14 protein-coding genes and 1 pseudogene are annotated in these 17,541 nt (G+C 69.9%); 7 read left to right on the top strand and 8 right to left on the bottom strand.

All coding sequences use genetic code 11. From position 1 onward, the window contains the following. Positions 1-130: 130 nt before the first annotated feature. From BLR95_RS02565 to proV, 4 genes are all read right to left on the bottom strand, one after another. Positions 131-388: a hypothetical protein gene (locus BLR95_RS02565; protein ID WP_092614905.1), complete on the bottom strand. Its 258-nt coding sequence runs from the start codon at positions 386-388 to the stop codon at positions 131-133. Between the two features lie 463 nt (positions 389-851). Beyond that, positions 852-1,877, bottom strand: a complete 1,026-nt coding sequence (gene proX, locus BLR95_RS02560) for a glycine betaine/L-proline ABC transporter substrate-binding protein ProX (RefSeq protein WP_092614902.1) — start codon at positions 1,875-1,877, stop codon at positions 852-854. Between the two features lie 61 nt (positions 1,878-1,938). Beyond that, entirely contained in the window at positions 1,939-3,117 is a 1,179-nt protein-coding gene (proW, locus tag BLR95_RS02555; RefSeq protein WP_245689188.1) for a glycine betaine/L-proline ABC transporter permease ProW, read from the bottom strand. Continuing rightward, entirely contained in the window at positions 3,114-4,313 is a 1,200-nt protein-coding gene (proV, locus tag BLR95_RS02550; protein ID WP_092614899.1) for a glycine betaine/L-proline ABC transporter ATP-binding protein ProV, read from the bottom strand. The genes proW and proV overlap by 4 nt, the downstream gene beginning before the upstream one ends. A 371-nt stretch (positions 4,314-4,684) precedes the next feature. Between proV and BLR95_RS02545 the strand changes: the two genes are divergently transcribed. The 6 genes from BLR95_RS02545 to BLR95_RS02520 all read left to right on the top strand — a co-directional run bounded on the left by BLR95_RS02545 (position 4,685) and on the right by BLR95_RS02520 (position 13,613). Beyond that, a complete protein-coding gene (locus BLR95_RS02545) occupies positions 4,685-5,512 on the top strand; it encodes a substrate-binding domain-containing protein (RefSeq protein ID WP_092614896.1) in 828 nt (275 codons plus the stop codon). Positions 5,513-5,520: 8 nt separating this feature from the next. Next, the gene (locus tag BLR95_RS02540) at positions 5,521-9,423 is read left to right on the top strand and encodes a PAS domain-containing hybrid sensor histidine kinase/response regulator (protein WP_092614893.1); all 3,903 of its coding nucleotides are present in this window, start codon (positions 5,521-5,523) and stop codon (positions 9,421-9,423) included. Positions 9,424-9,459: 36 nt separating this feature from the next. Beyond that, positions 9,460-10,602, top strand: a complete 1,143-nt coding sequence (locus BLR95_RS02535; RefSeq protein WP_092614870.1) for an HD-GYP domain-containing protein — start codon at positions 9,460-9,462, stop codon at positions 10,600-10,602. 50 nt (positions 10,603-10,652) lie between these two features. Next, complete coding sequence (locus BLR95_RS02530) at positions 10,653-11,951, top strand: hydroxyacid-oxoacid transhydrogenase (protein ID WP_092614867.1); 1,299 nt, start codon at positions 10,653-10,655, stop codon at positions 11,949-11,951. A gap of 65 nt (positions 11,952-12,016) precedes the next feature. Continuing rightward, a complete protein-coding gene (locus BLR95_RS02525; protein ID WP_092614864.1) occupies positions 12,017-12,490 on the top strand; it encodes a hypothetical protein in 474 nt (157 codons plus the stop codon). Between the two features lie 79 nt (positions 12,491-12,569). Then, positions 12,570-13,613, top strand: coding sequence for a tetratricopeptide repeat protein (locus BLR95_RS02520; protein WP_176787545.1), 1,044 nt, complete (start codon positions 12,570-12,572; stop codon positions 13,611-13,613). 26 nt (positions 13,614-13,639) lie between these two features. Here BLR95_RS02520 and BLR95_RS02515 read toward each other — a convergent pair whose 3' ends face one another. Further along, the gene (locus tag BLR95_RS02515) at positions 13,640-14,101 is read right to left on the bottom strand and encodes a rhodanese-like domain-containing protein (protein WP_218119453.1); all 462 of its coding nucleotides are present in this window, start codon (positions 14,099-14,101) and stop codon (positions 13,640-13,642) included. A gap of 139 nt (positions 14,102-14,240) precedes the next feature. Here BLR95_RS02515 and trmFO point away from each other — a divergent pair. Beyond that, positions 14,241-15,739: pseudogene (gene trmFO / locus BLR95_RS02510) on the top strand (methylenetetrahydrofolate--tRNA-(uracil(54)-C(5))-methyltransferase (FADH(2)-oxidizing) TrmFO). Here trmFO and BLR95_RS02505 read toward each other — a convergent pair. The 3 genes from BLR95_RS02505 to BLR95_RS02495 all read right to left on the bottom strand — a co-directional run bounded on the left by BLR95_RS02505 (position 15,648) and on the right by BLR95_RS02495 (position 17,518). Beyond that, a complete protein-coding gene (locus BLR95_RS02505) occupies positions 15,648-15,995 on the bottom strand; it encodes a carboxymuconolactone decarboxylase family protein (RefSeq protein WP_245689184.1) in 348 nt (115 codons plus the stop codon). The pseudogene trmFO and the gene BLR95_RS02505 sit on opposite strands and share 92 nt — an antisense overlap. Positions 15,996-16,074: 79 nt before the next feature. Then, positions 16,075-16,464, bottom strand: a complete 390-nt coding sequence (locus BLR95_RS02500) for a MerR family transcriptional regulator (protein ID WP_092614853.1) — start codon at positions 16,462-16,464, stop codon at positions 16,075-16,077. A 133-nt stretch (positions 16,465-16,597) separates the two neighbouring features. Then, positions 16,598-17,518, bottom strand: coding sequence for a phytoene/squalene synthase family protein (locus BLR95_RS02495; RefSeq protein ID WP_143130915.1), 921 nt, complete (start codon positions 17,516-17,518; stop codon positions 16,598-16,600). Positions 17,519-17,541: the final 23 nt, after the last annotated feature.

Genomic DNA, 17,541 nt, shown 5'->3' with positions numbered 1-17,541 from the left:
GGATTTCCCCGTGGCAGGCCTGCTTGTCTTGAAACGCCCTTCTTCGGGATACCCGGAAGGACGGCCCATCAGCCCCGCCATTCCGGGATGCGTGACCCCGGTCCGGCGCGGATGAGCGGCGCGCTCGGGCTTACTTGCCGTCGCCGTCCTTGCTGGCCGGGCTCATGGCGGCTTTGATCTTGTCGCCAAAGAAGGTGTAGATGGCGATCACCGCCGCGTAGAGGATCGCGGTCTGGAAGATGTAGAAGATGAACGAGTTGGCGATGGAGTCAGCACCGAACACCCACTGCAGGATGATCGGAATAAAGAACAGGGCCACCAGATACAGGTAGAACTTCTTCAGGTTCTCGATAAACAAGCCCTTGAAATCGCTGGTCTGCTCAGTCATCCCTCGGCTCTCCCCTGGAAAGGTCGGAAGGCCGCCGTGACAAGGGAAAGGTGGGAACGCCCCCCCCAGAACCACGCGCGGCCGGCTTTGCCTGCCCCGTCAACCCGGACCCCCGCATCCCGCGGACATCACCCCCGGCAACTCCCCCGGCGGCGCGGCCTTCCCATCCCCGGAAAGCCTCCCCGGCGCGCCCCCTCCCCGCGCCTCCAGGGAGCGGGACCCCCAAGAGACGGAAGCAAAGGGGCCCGACCGGGCCACCCGTTGGACACGTTCGGCCCAGCCAACGGGGCGACGAACGCATGGCCCCACATTGTACAGGGCTTGGGCCGGTCGTCAACTTCAGTTGACAGGCGTCGGTGCCGCTCCGGGCGGTAAAAACCGGGCCGCGTCAGCCAACTGCCGACGCGGCCCGGTCAGAATGGTGGTGGGGTGGCGGGCCACCCCGGAGGCGACGGCGCCAGCCTTACTCGGCGGCGGCGCGGGCGGCCTCGAGCCAACCGTCGTAGGTCTCCTGGTGGGTCTTGATCCAGGCCTCGGTGTGACGCTCGATGTCGGCCTCGCTGTCCTCGCCATCGCGCATCTTCAGGTTCTGGGCGCTGATGTCGTTGGCCGACAGCTTCATCACCTCGAACAGCTTGGCCGCCGCCGGGTTGGCCTCGGCGAACTCCTTGTTGGCGATGATCTGCTGCTTGTTGGCCTGGAAGCCGTAGTTGGAGCCGTCGGGCAGCGCCGTGTCGACGTTCTCACGCGCCCCGGGGAGCGAGGAGAAGGGCACGTTCAGCCACACCACGTCCTGGCCCGGGACCAGCACGCCGGACACCCAGTACGGGGTCCAGGTGTAATAGAAGATCGACTCGCCCTGCTGGTAGCGGGTGATGGTGTCGGCGATGATCGCCGAGTAGGAACCCTGGTTGTGGGTCACCGTGTCGCGCAGGTCGTAGGCGTCGAGATGGTGCTCGATGACCTTCTCGCAGCCCCAGCCCGGGGTGCAGCCGGACAGGTCGGCGGTGCCGTCGCCGTTGGTGTCGAACAGCTTGGCGATCTCCGGATCCTTGAACTGGCCGAGGTTGGTGATGTTGTGTGCCTCGGCCGTCTTCTTGTCGATCAGGTAGCCCTGCAGGGCGCCCGACGAGTAGGTGCCGGCGCGGTAGATCTTGTCGGCCCCACCGGCTTCCTCGAAGAAGTCGACGTGCAGCGGGTTCCAGTGGTCGGCCATGAAGGTGCCGTCGCCATTGGCGATGGCCACGTGGCCGGCGGCGTATTCCAGTTCCTTGATGTCCTGGACGTCATAGCCCAGGTCCTCGAGGGCCTTCATGACCAGCATGGTCTGGAAGGTCTCTTCGGCGATCGAGCTTTTCAGCGGGATCACCTCGACCCCCTTGCCGGGCATGGACTCCTCGGCCACGGCGGCGCCGCCGGCCATCAGGACGGACATGCCGACCGCCGCGGCCAGGCCGCGCACGGAGAAGGGATGACGGGGATGTTCCATATGACTAAAGCTCCATTTCTGTGAACGGGATGGGAAGGCGGCAGGCGGGCCGACGCGAAGGTCAGCCGGCCCCCTCCTCCCGGGTGTCGACCGAAGCGCCGCGCCCCGACACCACCAGCCGGCGGACGACGCCCACCGGCCCGGTGTCGTACCAGGCGACATTGCCCCGGTCGCGTTTGGAGACCCCAAGGGCCTGGGTCATGCGGTCGATGATGATGGCCAACAGGACGATGCCCACGCCGCCAACGGTGGCCAGACCCATGTCGAGTCGGCCGATGCCGCGCAGCACCATCTGGCCCAGGCCGCCGACCGCGATCATCGAGGCGATGACCACCATCGACAGGGCCAGCATCAGGGTCTGGTTGACGCCGGCCATGATGGTCGGCATGGCCAGCGGCAGCTGCACCTTGCGCAAAAGCTGCCCCTCGGAGGCGCCGAAACTGCGCGCCGCCTCGATCAGATCGCCCGGCACCTGACGGATGCCCAGGTTGGTCAGGCGGATCAGCGGCGGCAGGGCGAAGATGATGGTGACCACCACCCCCGGTACGTTGCCGATGCCGAACAGCATGACGATGGGCACCAGATAGACGAAGGCCGGGGTGGTCTGCATGGCGTCCAGGACGGGCCGCAACACCTGGGCGGCGCGGTCGTCGCGCGACAGCCAGATGCCGGTCGGCAGGCCGATCAGCACGCAGAAGAAGACCGAGGTGAAGACCAGGGCCAGGGTGACCATGGCCTCGTCCCAGGCACCGATCATGCCGACCAAGGCCATCGAGATGACGGCCCCGATGCCCAGGCGCCGGCCCGCCGCCTGCCAGGCCAGAAGCCCGATCAGGATCAGCATCAGGGGGGCCGGGGTGGCCAGCAAGGCGGTCTCGATGCCGCTCAGCACCCAGTCGACCGGCAGGCGGATCGCCTGGAAGGCCGGGCGGAAGTTGTCGACCACCCAGGACAGCCCGCTCTCGACCCAGGCTTCCAGCGGAATCAGCGTGTCGTCGAACGGGTGAAGCGGATTGAAGGTGGTTTCCGCCGGCGCCTGGGTCTGGCTCAGCCAGTCGCCGCCGCCACCCTGCTCGGCGCCACCGCCGCCCCAGGGGTTGGCGCTCTCCGCCGGCGGGGCGGACTGGCCACCGCCGTCGCCCGTCGACTGGCCGCTGCTGGCCCAGGGATTGGACTCCTCGGCCGACGGCTCGGCCTGGGCCAGGGTGGTGTGGGTGTGGGTCGTGGTGTCGCGCATCATGCCGCCCCCTCGCGGTCAAAGGCTTCCAGCAGGACGGCGCGGGAGACCACCCCCTTGTAGAGACCGTTGTCGTCGATCACCGGCAGGCCACAGGGGGCCTGGGCGACCGCGCCGATGATCTCGCCGATGGGGGTGTCGGCCTTGATTGGTTCGATGTCCTTGAGCATGGCGCTGTGCAGTTCGGGCTTGGCGGTCTTGGCCTCGGCCTCCAGCGAGGCCACGGAGACCACGCCGTGGAAATGGCGCCCCCGGTCGACCACGTAGGCGTGGTCGCGGTCGGCCCCGCTGAGCAGCTGCAGGGCGGCGCGCACGCTGCCCGAGCGCTCGACCACCGTCACCTGCTGCTTCCTGGCCACGTCGCCGGCCGACAGCACGTTGGAGACGTTGACCCCGCGGAAGAACGAGCTGACGTAGTCGTCAGCCGGGTTGTTGAGGATCTCGTCCGGGGTGCCGACCTGGACCACCCGGCCACCTTCCATGATGGCGATGCGGTCGCCGATGCGCATGGCCTCGTCCAGGTCGTGCGAAATGAAGATGATGGTGCGGGCGCTGTTTTCCTGCAGGGTGACCAGTTCGTCCTGCATCTCGGTGCGGATCAGCGGGTCAAGGGCGCTGAAGGCCTCGTCCATCAGCATGATCGACGGGTCGCCGGCCAGCGCCCGGGCCAGGCCGACGCGCTGCTGCATGCCGCCCGACAGCTCGTTGGGATAGCTCTCGGCGTTGGCCCTCAAGCCCACCTGGTCCAGGGCGTCCAGGGCGCGGGCCTCGCGCTCGGCCCGGCCATGGCCGGCCAGTTCCATGCCGAAGGCCACGTTCTGCTTGACCGTCAGGTGCGGCATCAGGGCGAACGACTGGAAGACCATGCTGATCTCGCGGCGCCGGAAGTCGATCAGCTCGGCCTGGCTCATTTTGGCGATGTCCACGCCATCGACCAGCACCGAGCCGGCGCTGGGCCGGATCAGCCGGTTGAGCATGCGCACCAGGGTCGACTTGCCGGACCCGGACAGGCCCATGATGACAAAGATCTCGCCTTGTTGAACCTCGAACGACGCATCGCAGACACCGATGGTCATCCCGGTTTCCTCGAAGATGACGGCCTTGTCCTGACCGGCCCGATAGCGGCGGATCGCCTCGTCGGGATCGTCGCCGAACACCTTGAACAGGTTTTCGACGACGAGCTTACACTCGTCGCTCAAAAAGCGATCTCCTTCGCGGGGTGAAAATCATGTGTGGATTGGATATAAGGACGCAGTCACCGTAACCCAAATATGATATCCGGTCAACCGCCACACACTCCGCGCAATCCCGGATAAATACAACAGAACCACTGAAATAGAACTCAATTTTTACTTATTTATTCTGTAATCGCTCACTCAATTCCATAAAACCCCCAGGCGTCATTTTTCCGGCCAGAAAAAATATTGCGCACCGTCTCTCGCGGCGCCAGCGGCAAGCCGTGCCCGCTTCACAAAAGAACCTCGCCCCAGCCGGGCCGGGTTCCTATATTCGAGATGTGCCCCGGCACCATACGCACCGGGACGCCACCGCCCTCGCCAAGGTCCCTCCCATGGCCGCACATTCCACCGCATCCTTCCTCCGTGGCGCCCTGTGCCTTGTCCTGGCACTGCTGCTGAGCGCCTGCGACGACGGCAACGACGGCGACGACGGCGACGACGGCGCCAGGCCGGCGGTCAACCTGCTGGTCTACTGCGGCATCACCATGGTCCACCCGATGAAGGACATCGCCGCCCTGCTCGAGGCGGAAACCGGGATCGCCACGACGATCAGCCAGGGCGGCTCGGAAGACCTTTACAACAGCCTGGAAAGCAGCCGCCTGGGCGACCTCTACCTGCCCGGCTCGGCCTCCTACCGCGAGCGCCACCTGAGCCAGGGGTTGCTCGGCGAGGCGGTGCTGGTGGGCTACAACCAGGCCGCCCTGATGGTGCCCAAGGACAACCCGCTGGGGCTTGACGCCGACCTCGCCCATCTGGTCCGCCCCGATCTGGCGGTGGTCATCGCCAACCCGGACACCGGCAGCATCGGCCGGGAGACCAAACGCATCCTTCAGGAAGCCGGACTGTACGAGGCGGCAATCGACAACAGCCTGTTCCTGGCCACCGATTCGCGCAACCTCAACCGGGCGCTGATCGATGGCACCGCCGACCTCACCCTCAACTGGCGGGCCACCGCGTTTTTCGAGGAAAACCGGGCGCACATCGCCCCCCTCGACCTGGACCCCAAGGTGGCCGAGCCGAAAAAGCTGATGCTCAACCTTCTGACCTTCTCGCAGCATCCCGAGGCGGCCCGGGCTTTCATGGAGCTGGCCACCTCCGAGCGCGGCCAGGCCATCTTCCGCCGCTGGGGCTTCCTCGACAACGCCGGGCGCGGCGACTGAGGCCGGCCGTGACCGCCGACGCCCCCGCCTCCCCTTCGGACTCCTCGGCCGATGGCCCGGGCAACCCGCCCCCGGGGCTGCCGGAAAGGGGCCTGATCGATCCCTCGCGGCGCGAGACGGGCATCTCGACCCGGCCGATCTATGCCCTGCTGGCCCTCTACATCCTGGGCATCGTCACCCTGATCGGCCTGGAAATGGTGTTCGAGGCGTTGATCAGCGACCTCGACCAGCGGGCCGACAATGAACGCAACCGGGTCCTGGTGGGCGAGGTGATCGTCAACGATCTGGTGCGCATCGAGGCCCTGACCTACCGCATGGCGGCGGCCAGTGGTGGCGCCAACAGCCGCGCCTGGCTGCGTGGCCGGTTGCAGGAACATTTCGACCACCTGCGCGAGGCGCTCGACGTGCTGGAGGATGGCGGCACCCTGCGCCGACGCACCGAACTGAACATTGAGTCGCGCGCCGTCATGGAGCGCACCATTCCCTATCACCCCGACCAAACCGAGTTCCCCTACGTGCTCGAGGTCATCGAACTGCGGCCCAAGCTGGCCGAGGTCTCCGCCTACGCGGACCGCCTGATGATCATGCTGCGCCGCTACGATGACGCCGACGCCGCGCAGGACGGGCCGCGACACAAGGCGGTCGAAAAAGAGCTCGACACCTTCATGCGTGGCCTGCCGGCCCTGTTCACGCGCATGAACGAGAACGCCAACCGCCTGTTCTACCAAAGCCAGCAGGTGCTGGGACGCCTGGAGCGCGACACCGCCCAGCGTACCCGGGTCTATCAATGGACCCGCTTCGCGCTGTCGGCGGGGGTGATCCTGTTCGTGCTGGTCACCGGCGGCTGGGTGATCCGCACCGTCACCGCCTCCAACCGGCGGCTGAACGAGGTGCGCCGCGACCTGGAGTTCCAGAAGTTCGCCCTCGACCAGCACGCCATCGTCACCGCCACCGACGCCGACGGCACCATCACCTACGCCAACGACACCTTCCTTGAGATCAGCGGCTACGAGCGGGACGAGGTGATCGGCCAGAACCACCGGCTGGTCCGCTCCGACGCCCACGACAAGCAGTTCTTCGAGGCCATGTGGAAGGTCATCACCAGCGGCCGGGTGTGGCACGGCGAGGTCAAGAACAAGGCCAAGGACGGCTCGCACTACTGGGTTTCGGCGACCATCGTGCCGTTCCTCGACGAGACCGGCAAACCCTTCCAGTACATCGCCATCCGCACCGACATCACGGCCCGCCGCCGGATGGAAGAACGTCTGGCCGAGAACAACCGCTTCCTGCAAAGCATGACCGACGCCATGGGCGAAGGCGTCTACACCCAGGACACCCGTGGCCGCTGCACCTTCGCCAACCCGGAAACCGAGCGTCTGCTCGGCCATCGCCGGGCCGCCCTGATCGGCGCCGACATCCACCAGTTGATCCACCAGGCAACGGGCGACGGGCGATCCGGCCAGCGGCACACCTGTGCCATCCTCAACACCACCCGAACCGGCCGCACCTATCGCTCGGACGACGAGGTGTTCCGGCGCGCCGACGGCACGGAGTTTCCGGTCTCGCTGGTTTCGGTGCCGCTGTTCGACGGGGATCGGGTCAACGGCTCGGTGACCCTGTTCCAGGACATCTCCCAACGCAAGGAGGTGGAACGCCAGATCCACGCCGCCAAGGAGGCGGCCGAACAGGCCAACCGCTTCAAGAGCCACTTCCTGGCCAACATGAGCCACGAGATCAGGACCCCGATGAACGCCGTCATCGGGCTGAGCCATCTGGCCCTGACCACCGAGCTGTCGCCGCGCCAGCGCGACTACCTGGAAAAGATCCATCAGGCGTCGCAGAACCTGCTCGGGGTGATCAACGACATCCTCGACTTCTCCAAGGTCGAGGCCGGCAAGCTGGAGTTGGAAACCACCTCCTTCCGGCTCGGCGAGGTGGTCGACAACGCGGTGACCGTGATCGCCCCGCGCCTGCGCGAGAAAGGGCTGGAGCTTGATATCCGCCTCGACCCCGGGGTGCCCGATGCCCTGTTCGGCGACCCCCTGCGCCTGGGTCAGGTGCTGATCAACCTTCTGTCCAACGCCGTCAAGTTCACCAACCAGGGCACCATCGGCCTGACCATCACCCCCGGCCCGGGCGGCACCCCGGCCCGCCCGGCCCTGGCGGTGGCGGTCAGCGACACCGGCATCGGCATGGACGCGGACACCCAAAAACGCCTGTTCAAGGCCTTCACCCAGGCCGACAACTCGACCAGCCGGCAGTTCGGCGGCACCGGCCTGGGGCTGGCCATCTCGCAGCAGATCGTCGGCCTGATGGGCGGCCGGATCGAGGTCGACAGCACCCCCGGCCAGGGCAGCCGCTTCCACTTCACGGTCCATCTGGCGGCCGACCGCGAGGCCGAGGACGATGCCGAGGCGGCGCGCCTGCGGGGCCTCTCGGTCCTGGTCGTCGACGACAGCCCGACGGTGCGCGCCTCGACCGAGTTGATGCTGCGCCGCCTGGGCGCCCGGCCCGCCACCACGGGCGGCGCCGAGGAGGCCCGGCGGCTGATCCTTGATCCCGCCACCCGGCCCGACCTCCCGCCCGCCACCCGGCCCGACGTGATCATCCTCGACTGGCGCCTGCCCGGCCGTGACGGGGCCCAACTGGCCGCCGAGCTGGGCGCCGAGCTGGGCCCCGAGTGCCCGCCCCTGGTCATCATCACCGGCTTCGGACGCGACGCCGCCCAGGCCCACTTCCCGGCCCCGGCGCCCGGCCTGCCGGAGCCGGAAATCCTGGAAAAGCCGCTCACCGAATGGCGCCTCAAAGGGGCCCTGCTGCGGGCCATCGGCGGCACCCCGCAAAGCACCACGGCAAGCGCCGCCAGCCCCAGCGCCGGTGCCCTGAGCGGGGCCCGGGTGCTGCTGGTCGAGGACAACCCGGTCAACCAGCAGGTGGCCCGCGACCTGCTGGCCGATGCCGGCGTCGAGGTGACCCTGGCCGACACCGGCCCGGCCGCCCTCGACCTGCTGCGCCGCAACACCTACGACCTGGTGCTGATGGATGTGCAGATGCCCGGCATGGATGGCCTGGAGGCCACCCGCCAGTTGCGCGCCATGCCCGGCATGGAGACCCTGCCGGTGATCGCCATGACCGCCCACGCCATGCGGGAGGACCAGCTGCGCAGCCTGAAGGCCGGCATGAACGACCACATCGCCAAGCCGATCGACCCGCCCCGACTGTTCGAAACCCTGGCCCTGTGGCTGAACCGCGACCTCAAGAGCACCGACGCGCCGCCCCCGGTCGCCAACTCCGAGGCCGAGGCGGAGACGGTCGCCCAGTTGCCGCGCGCCATCCTCGACGTGCTCGACGTGCGCCAGGCCCTGCGCACGGTCAACGGCAAGGTCGATCTTCTGAAAAAGCTGTTGCGCGACTTCGGCAGCAGCCACGGCACCCAAACCCTGGTCCTGCACATCGCCCATCGCGACGGCCAACTGGACGACGTGCGCCACATCGCCCACGCCATCAAGGGCAGCGCCGCCACCGTCGGCGCCATGGAGGTGGCGCGCCGGGCCAGCGCCCTGGAACGCGCCCTGATCGACGGCAAGGACGATCCCGGCGTGCTGATCGGCCGCCTGACCGCCGCCATGTCGCCTCTGCTCAAGGCCATCCTGGCCCTCGACGAGGCAGCCGACCCGGCGCCGACCCCACCGCCCACCGACACCGACCTGCCCCAGGCGATCACCACCCTGAGGGCACAGTTGGAAAACGCCGACCCGGCCGCCGAGGCCGCCGCCGAGGCGCTGCTCGCCACCGTCCCGCCGGCCCTGGCCGAAAGCGCGCGCGCGGTGCGTGACGCCGCCGCCGGATTCGATTTCGACGATGCCCTGGACGCCCTCGACCGGCTCTCCCATATGCTGGACCAGGGCTGACCCCCCTTCCCCCAAAGCTTGGAGTCCCCCGCCAGGATGTGCGCAGATGCTTCCCCGACCCGGGTCATGGTGGTCGATGACGAGCCGGTCAACATCAAGCTGCTGGTCGATCTGTTGCAGCCCGACCATGGGCTGATCGTGGCCAAGAACGGCCAGCAGGCGCTGGACCGGCTGGCCGCCGGGGCGCGCCCCGACCTGATCCTGCTCGACGTGATGATGCCCGAACTGGACGGCCACGAGGTCTGCCGGCGCATCAAGGCGCAGCCCGAGCTGGCCCACATTCCGGTCATCTTCGTCACCGCCATGGGGGCGACCGAGGACGAGACCAAGGGCTTCGATCTGGGCGCCGTGGACTACCTGACCAAGCCCATCTCGCCGCCAGTGGCCCGGGCCCGGGTGCGCACCCACCTGGCCCTGACCCAGGCCCGCCGCCAACTGGAAGAGCACAACCAGGACCTGGAAGCCCAGGTCGTCGAGCGGACCCGCGAGTTGATGGCCCGCACCCGGCAGGTGGTGCGGGTGCAGGATGTCACCATCCGCGCCCTGGCCTCGCTGGCCGAAACGCGGGACAACGAGACCGGCAACCACATCCGGCGCACCCAGCACTACGTCAAGACCCTGGCCGAGCACCTGAAGACCCACCCCCGCTTCTCGGCCCACCTGGACGACGACACCATCGAGCTTCTGTTCAAGTCGGCGCCGCTGCACGATGTGGGCAAGGTGGGCATTCCCGACGCCATCCTCCTGAAGCCCGACCGGCTGACCGCCGACGAGTTCGAGATCATGCAGACCCACGCCGAGTTGGGCCGCCAGGCCCTGCTGGCGGCGGCCGGCGAGGAGGGCGAGGTGGACGGCGAGGACATCGGCTTCCTGAAGCTGGCCTGCGAGATCGCCGGCGGCCATCACGAGAAGTGGGACGGCACCGGCTATCCGGCCGGCCTTGCGGGCGAGGCCATCCCCGTCTCGGCCCGCCTGATGGCGCTGGCCGACGTCTACGACGCGCTGATCAGCCGGCGTGTCTACAAGCCGCCGTTTCCGCACGAAAAAGCCGCCGGAATCATCCGCCAGGGCAGTGGCAGCCACTTCGACCCGGCGGTGGTCGCCGCCTTCGACGCCTGCGAACCGGCCTTCCTTGAGATTGCCCGGCGCTATGGCGACGACTCGGAGATCGCCGCCTGACATCCCCTCCCCCGTCATCACCGTCACCATCCCAGAGGAGAGGCGACTCCATGCTCGAGTACCCCGAGACCCCGGAACGCATCTTCACCGTCGAGGCGGTGACCCTGAAGTACGGCCGTGGCGCCCTGGCCGAGGTGGGCCTGGAAGCGCGCGCCCTGGGCATGGACCGGGTCGCCCTGTTCACCGACCGCCATCTGGCCGAGACCGAACTGGTGGCCACCGTCCAGGAGGCCCTGAAGCAGGCCGGGCTCGATGTCGTGCTCTACGATCAGGTGCGGGTCGAGCCGACCGACCAGAGCTTCCAGGACGCCGCCGCCTTCGCCCGCGACGGCGACTTCGACGGCTACATCTCGCTGGGTGGCGGCTCGGTGATCGACACCTGCAAGGCGGCCAACCTCTACGCCACCCACCCGGACGACTTCCTGGCCTACGTCAACGCGCCGATCGGTCGCGCCCGGCCGGTGCCCGGGCCGCTGGCCCCGCACATCGCCTGCCCGACCACCTGCGGCACCGGCAGCGAGATGACCGCGGCGGCCATTTTCGACCTCACCTCGAGCCAGGTGAAGACCGGCATCTCGCACCGTTTCCTCAAGCCCAGCCGCGCCCTGGTCGATCCGGCGACCACCGACACCCTGGCCCCGGGGGTGATCGCCGCCACCGGGCTCGACGTGTTGACCCACGCCATCGAAAGCTGGACGGCGCGCCCCTTCACCAGCCGCCCCTACCCGGAAAATCCTGCCCAGCGGCCGCCCTACCAGGGGGCCAACCCGTGGTCCGACATCGGCTCGCTGAAGGCCATCGAGCTGGGCGGCACCCACCTGCCCCGGGCCTGGGCCGACCCCGACGACACCGCGGCCCGCGACGCCCTGATGTTCGCCGCCACCCTGGCCGGCATGGCCTTCGGCAACGCCGGGGTGCACATCCCGCACGCCATGAGCTATGCCGTCGCCGGGCTGAACCACGGCTACGTGGCGCGGGGCTACGCCGACGAGCCGCCAATGGTGCCCCATGGCCTGTCGGTGGTGGTCAACGCCCCGGCGGCTTTCCGCGTCACCGCCCGGGCCGACCCGGCCCGCCACCTGGAGGCGGCGCGCGCCCTGGGCGCCGACACCAGCAACCTGCCGGCCACCGCCGAGGCGGCCAGCGAGGCCCTGGCCGGACGGCTGATCGACATCATGCGCCGCATCGACTGCCCCAACGGGCTGTCCGCCCTGGGTTACGGCGAGGCCGACATCGAGGCCCTGACCGGGCGCGCCTTCCAGCAGCAACGCCTGCTCGCCCAGGCCCCGCTGACGGTCGATGCCGAGTTGCTGGCGGACATCTTCAGGGACGCCATGACCTATTGGTAGGGATGGCTGGCACGGCTGTTGCTTCGCCCCGGACAGGCTCCTCCTGCCCAGCGGAGAACACTCCCATGGCCATCGATCCCCTCACCGGCGCCGGCGCCACCCAGCCAGGCAAAAGCGGCAAACTCCAGTCGGACGTGGAGACCATCAAGGAGAAGGGCTTCACGGCCTTCGTCGAGGAACTGCGGGCCCGCAAGATCGAGGAGATCCGGGCCAAGATCCTCGAGGCGATGGGCCTCACCGAAGACTCCCTGGCCAAGCTGCCGGCCGAACAGCAGAGCGTGATCAACAAGCTGATCAACGAGGAAATCACCCGCCGCATGACGGCGGGCAGCGCCGCCGAGGACGATCCCTTGAGCCCCGAATTGGCCGGGCTGGCCAACCTCACCGCCTTGCGCGGCCAGGGACCGGGCGGCGGGCCGACGGCCTCGCTGGCCAACGGACAGGCCATCCTGCAGGCCCTGAGCGACGCCGACTGGGCCGCCGCCCCGGACAGCCAGGGACCGACCGACGACGGCCGTCCGGCCTGGAAGCAGGCCTGAGTGGCGGCAAATTCTGCCGGGCGGCACACCCCCCGGTGAACGATTGGCTTGTCCGCCCGGGCCGGGCACAATGGCGGCCATGAAAACCCGGCTGACCCATGACCACTGGCCAACCGTGACCTCCTGGCTGAGAGGTGCCCGCCGGGGCGCGCCGCTCCTGCTCGCCCTGCTGTGCGCGGTGCCCAACGCTGCCTGGGCCGACCCGTCCGCCCTGGCCGAGGCCGAGGCCCGGCTGGCCAACGGCGACGGCGCGGCGGCGCTGGCCCGGGCCCTGCCCCTGGCCGAGGCCGGCGACGGTGCGGCCCAGGAGTTGGCCGGGCGCATCCTGGGCCAGGGCCTGGGCGTGCCGCGCGACCTCGCCGCCGCCTGTTCCTGGCACCGGGCGGCCGCCGCGCAGGGTCGCCGGCTGGCCATGCACAACCACGCCACCTGTCTGGCCGGCGGCGTGGGCACGGCGGACGGCCAGCCCGACCCGGCCGCCGCCGCCCGGTGGTACGGCAAGGCCGCCGAGGCCGGGCTGACCCGCTCGCTGTGCGCCGAGGGTGAGTTGCGGATGGCCGGCGGCCCCGGCCTTGCCGCCGAGCCGGCGCGCGGCCGCGACTTGTGCCTGGAAGCGGCCCGGGCCGGGGTGCCCTCGGCCCAGGCCACCGTCGGCGAGCTGTTCCTGACCGGCCGCGCCGACACCCCGAAAGACCCGGCCCAGGCCGCCCAGTGGCTGGAAAAGGCGGCCCGCGGCGGCATCGTCCCGGCGGCCTACTGGCTGGGCCGGCTGTATCTGGTCGGCAACGGGGTGCCGGTCAACCGGCCCCGGGCGCTGGGCCTGTTCCGGGCCGCCGCCGAGGCCGGTCTGCCGGAAGCGCAGATCGCCTATGGCGAGATGCTCTATGCCCGGGCCCTCGACCCCAAGGCCAAGGCGCTGGCCGCCGGTCCGGCGGCCGAGGCGCTGTTCTGGCTGTCGCTGGGCCGCCGGGGGCTGGGGCCGGCCGATGCCGCCGACCATCCCAGCGCCAACGCCGACCGGCTGATCGCCGTGCTTGGCAAGCACCTGCCGGCCGAAACCCGGCGCGCAGTCGCCGGGCAGCTGGAGCGGGTGGGCCCGGGGGCGCCGGTGCCGCGCCCCTGATCCGGGGCGCGATCAATCCTGGCCGATCAGTCGTGGCTGGACGGGTATTTCAGGCTGTGCCAGCGGGCCATCCCGCCATCGACCACGGCGACCCGGGTGAAGCCGGCCTTCTTCAGGGCCCGGGCGGCGCCCGGCGAGCGGCCCTGGGTGTGGCACATGACCAGGGTCAGGGTGTCGTGATAGGGCCTGAGGTCCTCGCCCAGTTCGGCCAGCCGCTGCTTCAGCTCGGCCGCCGGCAGGTTCAGGGCGCCCGGGACGTGGCCCAGCTTGCCGGTGAACTCGGCCGGCGTGCGCACGTCGATGATCAACAGGTCCTGGCCCTCGTCGATGTTCTTCTTCAGCACTTGCGGCCCGACGAAGGGCACCCCGGCCAACAGGCGGGGCAGCGACTTGACGAGCAGCAGGGCAACCATGCCCAGGGCCAGGTAGAGGAACAGGTTGTCGTCGCGGTTCAGCACCTCGTCGAACATGGCCTTGAAGTCGGGCACGGCGGCGGTTTCCGGTTCTGGGGTGGATGGGGTGCCCTGTTGTGCGGGCCCCGGCGGCCCAAGTCAAGGGAGGGGGCGATGGCCCCTTTGCGTCCCGCCGCGAAACGGCTTATGTGAGGGCGCCATGAGCGACCCGACAATGAGCGACCCGACCATCACCTCCCCCATCCACGTCATCGGCGGCGGCCTGGCCGGCTGCGAGGCGGCGTGGCAGATCCTCAAGACCGGCCACGCGGTGGTGCTGCACGAAATGCGCCCCAGGCGCATGACCGAGGCCCACCGGACCGACGATCTGGCCGAGCTGGTGTGCTCCAACAGCCTGCGCGCCGACGATCCCGAGAGCAGCGCCGTCGGCCTGCTGCACGCCGAGATGCGCAGCGCCGGCAGCCTGATCCTGGCCGCCGCCGACGCCCACCGGGTGCCGGCCGGAGGGGCCCTGGCGGTCGACCGGCGGGGCTTCTCGGCGACGATCTCCGAGGCCCTCGCCGCCCAGCTCGGCTTCACCCTGATCCGCGAGGAGGTGCCCCGGCTGCCCGCCGAGGGGCCGGCCATCGTCGCCACCGGGCCGCTCACCTCCGACGCCCTGGCCGAGGACATCCGCGCCGCCACCGGGGCCGAGGCGCTGGCCTTCTTCGACGCCATCGCCCCCATCGTGACCCGCGAGTCCATCGACTTCGGCAAGGCCTGGTTCCAGTCGCGCTACGACAAGGGCGACGGCAAGGACTACATCAACTGCCCCTTGAGCGCCGAGGAGTACGCCGCCTTCCTGGACGCCCTGCTGGCCGCCGACCGGCGCCAGGGGCGCGCCTTCGACGACGCCCCCTTCTTCGACGGCTGCCTGCCCATCGAGGTGATGGCCGAGCGGGGCCGCGAGACCCTGGCCCACGGCCCCCTGAAACCGGTCGGCCTGACCAACCCGCACGCCCCCGAGCACCGCCCCCACGCCGTGGTCCAGTTGCGCCAGGACAACCACGCCGCCACCCTGTTCAACATGGTCGGCTTCCAGACCCGCCTGCGGCATGGCGATCAGGCCCAGGTGTTCCGCCTCATCCCCGGCCTGGAAAACGCCGAGTTCGCGCGCCTGGGGGGCATCCACCGCAACACCTTCCTCAACAGCCCGCGCCTGCTCGACGGCACGCTGGCCCTGAAGGACCGCCCGGGGCTGCGCTTCGCCGGCCAGATCACCGGCTGCGAGGGCTATGTGGAAAGCGCCGCCATGGGCCTTCTGGCCGGCCGCTTCGCCGCCGCCGAGGCGGCCGGACGCGCCCCCGCCCCGCCGCCGCCGACCACCGCCCTGGGAGCCCTTCTGGCCCACATCACCGGCGGCGCCGAGGCCGACACCTTCCAGCCCATGAACATCACCTTCGGCCTGTTCCCGGAGCCCGACCCGGCTTTTGTCGAGGATGCCCCCGGCTTCAACCCGAAACGCCCGCACCGCCTCAAGGGCAAGCTGCGCAAGCTGGCCCAGTCGCGCCGCGCCCGGGCCCATCTGGCCGAGTGGCTGGGCGCGGCCCCGGCCCCCTGAACGCACGGGCGGACAACCGGGTCAGGCGCTGGCCTGCTGACGGAACACCTCCCGGGCCGCGAAGAGGCCGTTCAGGGCGGCGGGAAAGCCGGCATAGACCGCCATCTGCATGAGAATCTCCACGATCTCCTGACGGCTGAGGCCAACGTTCAGCCCGGCCGCGATGTGCACCTTCAACTGCGGCGTGGCGGTGCCCATGGCGGCCAGCGCCGCGATGGTGGCGATTTCACGCCCCCGCACGTCGAGCCCCGGGCGGGCGTAGATGTCGCCAAAGGGAAACTCCAACAGATAGGTCGCGAAATCGGGCGCGATGTCGGCGAGGGCATCGACCACCGCCTGACCGGCGGCGCCATCGATCTGGGCCAGCACCCGCTCGCCGCGCGCCCGGCGGCTTTCGCCAGGACGTGCGTCGGAGGGGAATTGGTCCGGGTGGGTTGGTGGGAATTGGTCAGTTTGGGTTGGGCTGTGCGTCATTGTCTTTCATCCTCTGCTCCGCTTCGGCATAGGCGCCGATCTTGGTGTCGAGGACGAGAAGGCAGGCCTGCTGTTCCGCCACCTGGGCGCGGACCCGGTCCCGGTGCCGCTCCAGCAGGGCCCGCCGTTGCGGCTCGGTCCCGGCGCCCTGCTCGCGCAACGCGGCATAGCGCAGACGGTCGCGGATCGGCATGCCGGTCGCCTTCAGGCGGCCGAGAAAGGCAATCCAGGCCAGAACCGAGGCGTCGTAGTCGCGGCGGCCGGCGGCGTCGCGGTCCGCCTGGGGAAGCAGCCCGATCCGCTCGTAGTAGCGGAGGGTGTGGGCCGAAAGCCCCGAGCGTTTCGCGAGTTCGCCGATCTTCATGGGTCCTGCCTCTCGGTCACGACGCCAGGGAAGCTACGGGTTCGAGCGCACTCCAAGTCAAGCCCCTTTTCCCGCCACGGCGGAGGGCCTGCCAGAGGCCCGGCGGCGTGGTCCGGCGCACTCCCGGGCCGGGTCAGCCGAACACACCGGGCAGCAGTTGGGCCAACGCCAGACCCAGGGGCCGGGGATTGGGGCCGACCACCCGGCGGTCGTGCAGGTCGAAACCGCTGCGCCGGAGCGCCTTGAGGTACCCCCGGGTCTGCACGTTGACCAGCAGCAGCGGGCGGGCCGATGGCGCCATCTTGCCCGCCGATCCGCCACCCGACCCGCCGTCCGTTCCGCCGCCCGACCCGCCGCCCGGCCGCCGGGCCACCGCGAGATGGTCCTCGGCCAGCCCCAGGATGTCGCCCAAAATCACCTTGCGCGCCCCCCGCCCGCTGTCGCTGACCAGCCGGGTGGGGGTGGTCTCCAGGGCGCGCAGGCGGTCGGCCGGCAGCACCGGGCGACCCTCGGCGACGTGCCCGGGCAGGGCGCGGACCACGCCGCACAGCCCCTGGGCCAGGAAGGCGGCGCGCACGGCGCGGCGCGAGGGGCCATCCTCGATCCCCAGCACGGTCGCCGCCAGCTCGCCCAGACTGCCGTTGAGGCTGGCCACATGAGCCTCGACGGCGGCCAGATCGGGCAGATCCAGGCCATCCACCTCGCGCTGGCGGGCGGCCAGGATGTCGGCGAAGGGGGCGAAGGGCAGATCATGGCGCGCCACCGCCTCGGCCAGGGCGCGGGCCAGCGGCGACCCCGAGGCGGCCGGCTGGCCGGCGCACAGGCGCTCCAGGGTGTCGCGCCACCAGGCCAGACGCATCAGGCCGAGCATCGGCTCATTGGTGCGCTCGGGGCAGCGGGCCACCTCCAGGTTCCAGGCATAAAGCGCCAGCACCGCCGCCCGTCCGGGCGGCGGGGTCAGCACGCCGAGCACGAAGCGGTCCGGGTCGCCGGCCTTGAGGTCGGCGCTCCACTCCGGCAGGGCGCTGGCGGCGGATTTCGGCGGACGGCTCATGAAGGGCACCGATTGGCGGGTCT

It is taken from the genome of Roseospirillum parvum, from assembly GCF_900100455.1.
Taxonomy (GTDB): Bacteria; Pseudomonadota; Alphaproteobacteria; order Rhodospirillales; family Rhodospirillaceae; genus Roseospirillum; species Roseospirillum parvum.
The sequence above is the reverse complement of the archived record's forward strand: the minus strand, read 5'-3'. Positions and strand labels throughout refer to the sequence as shown.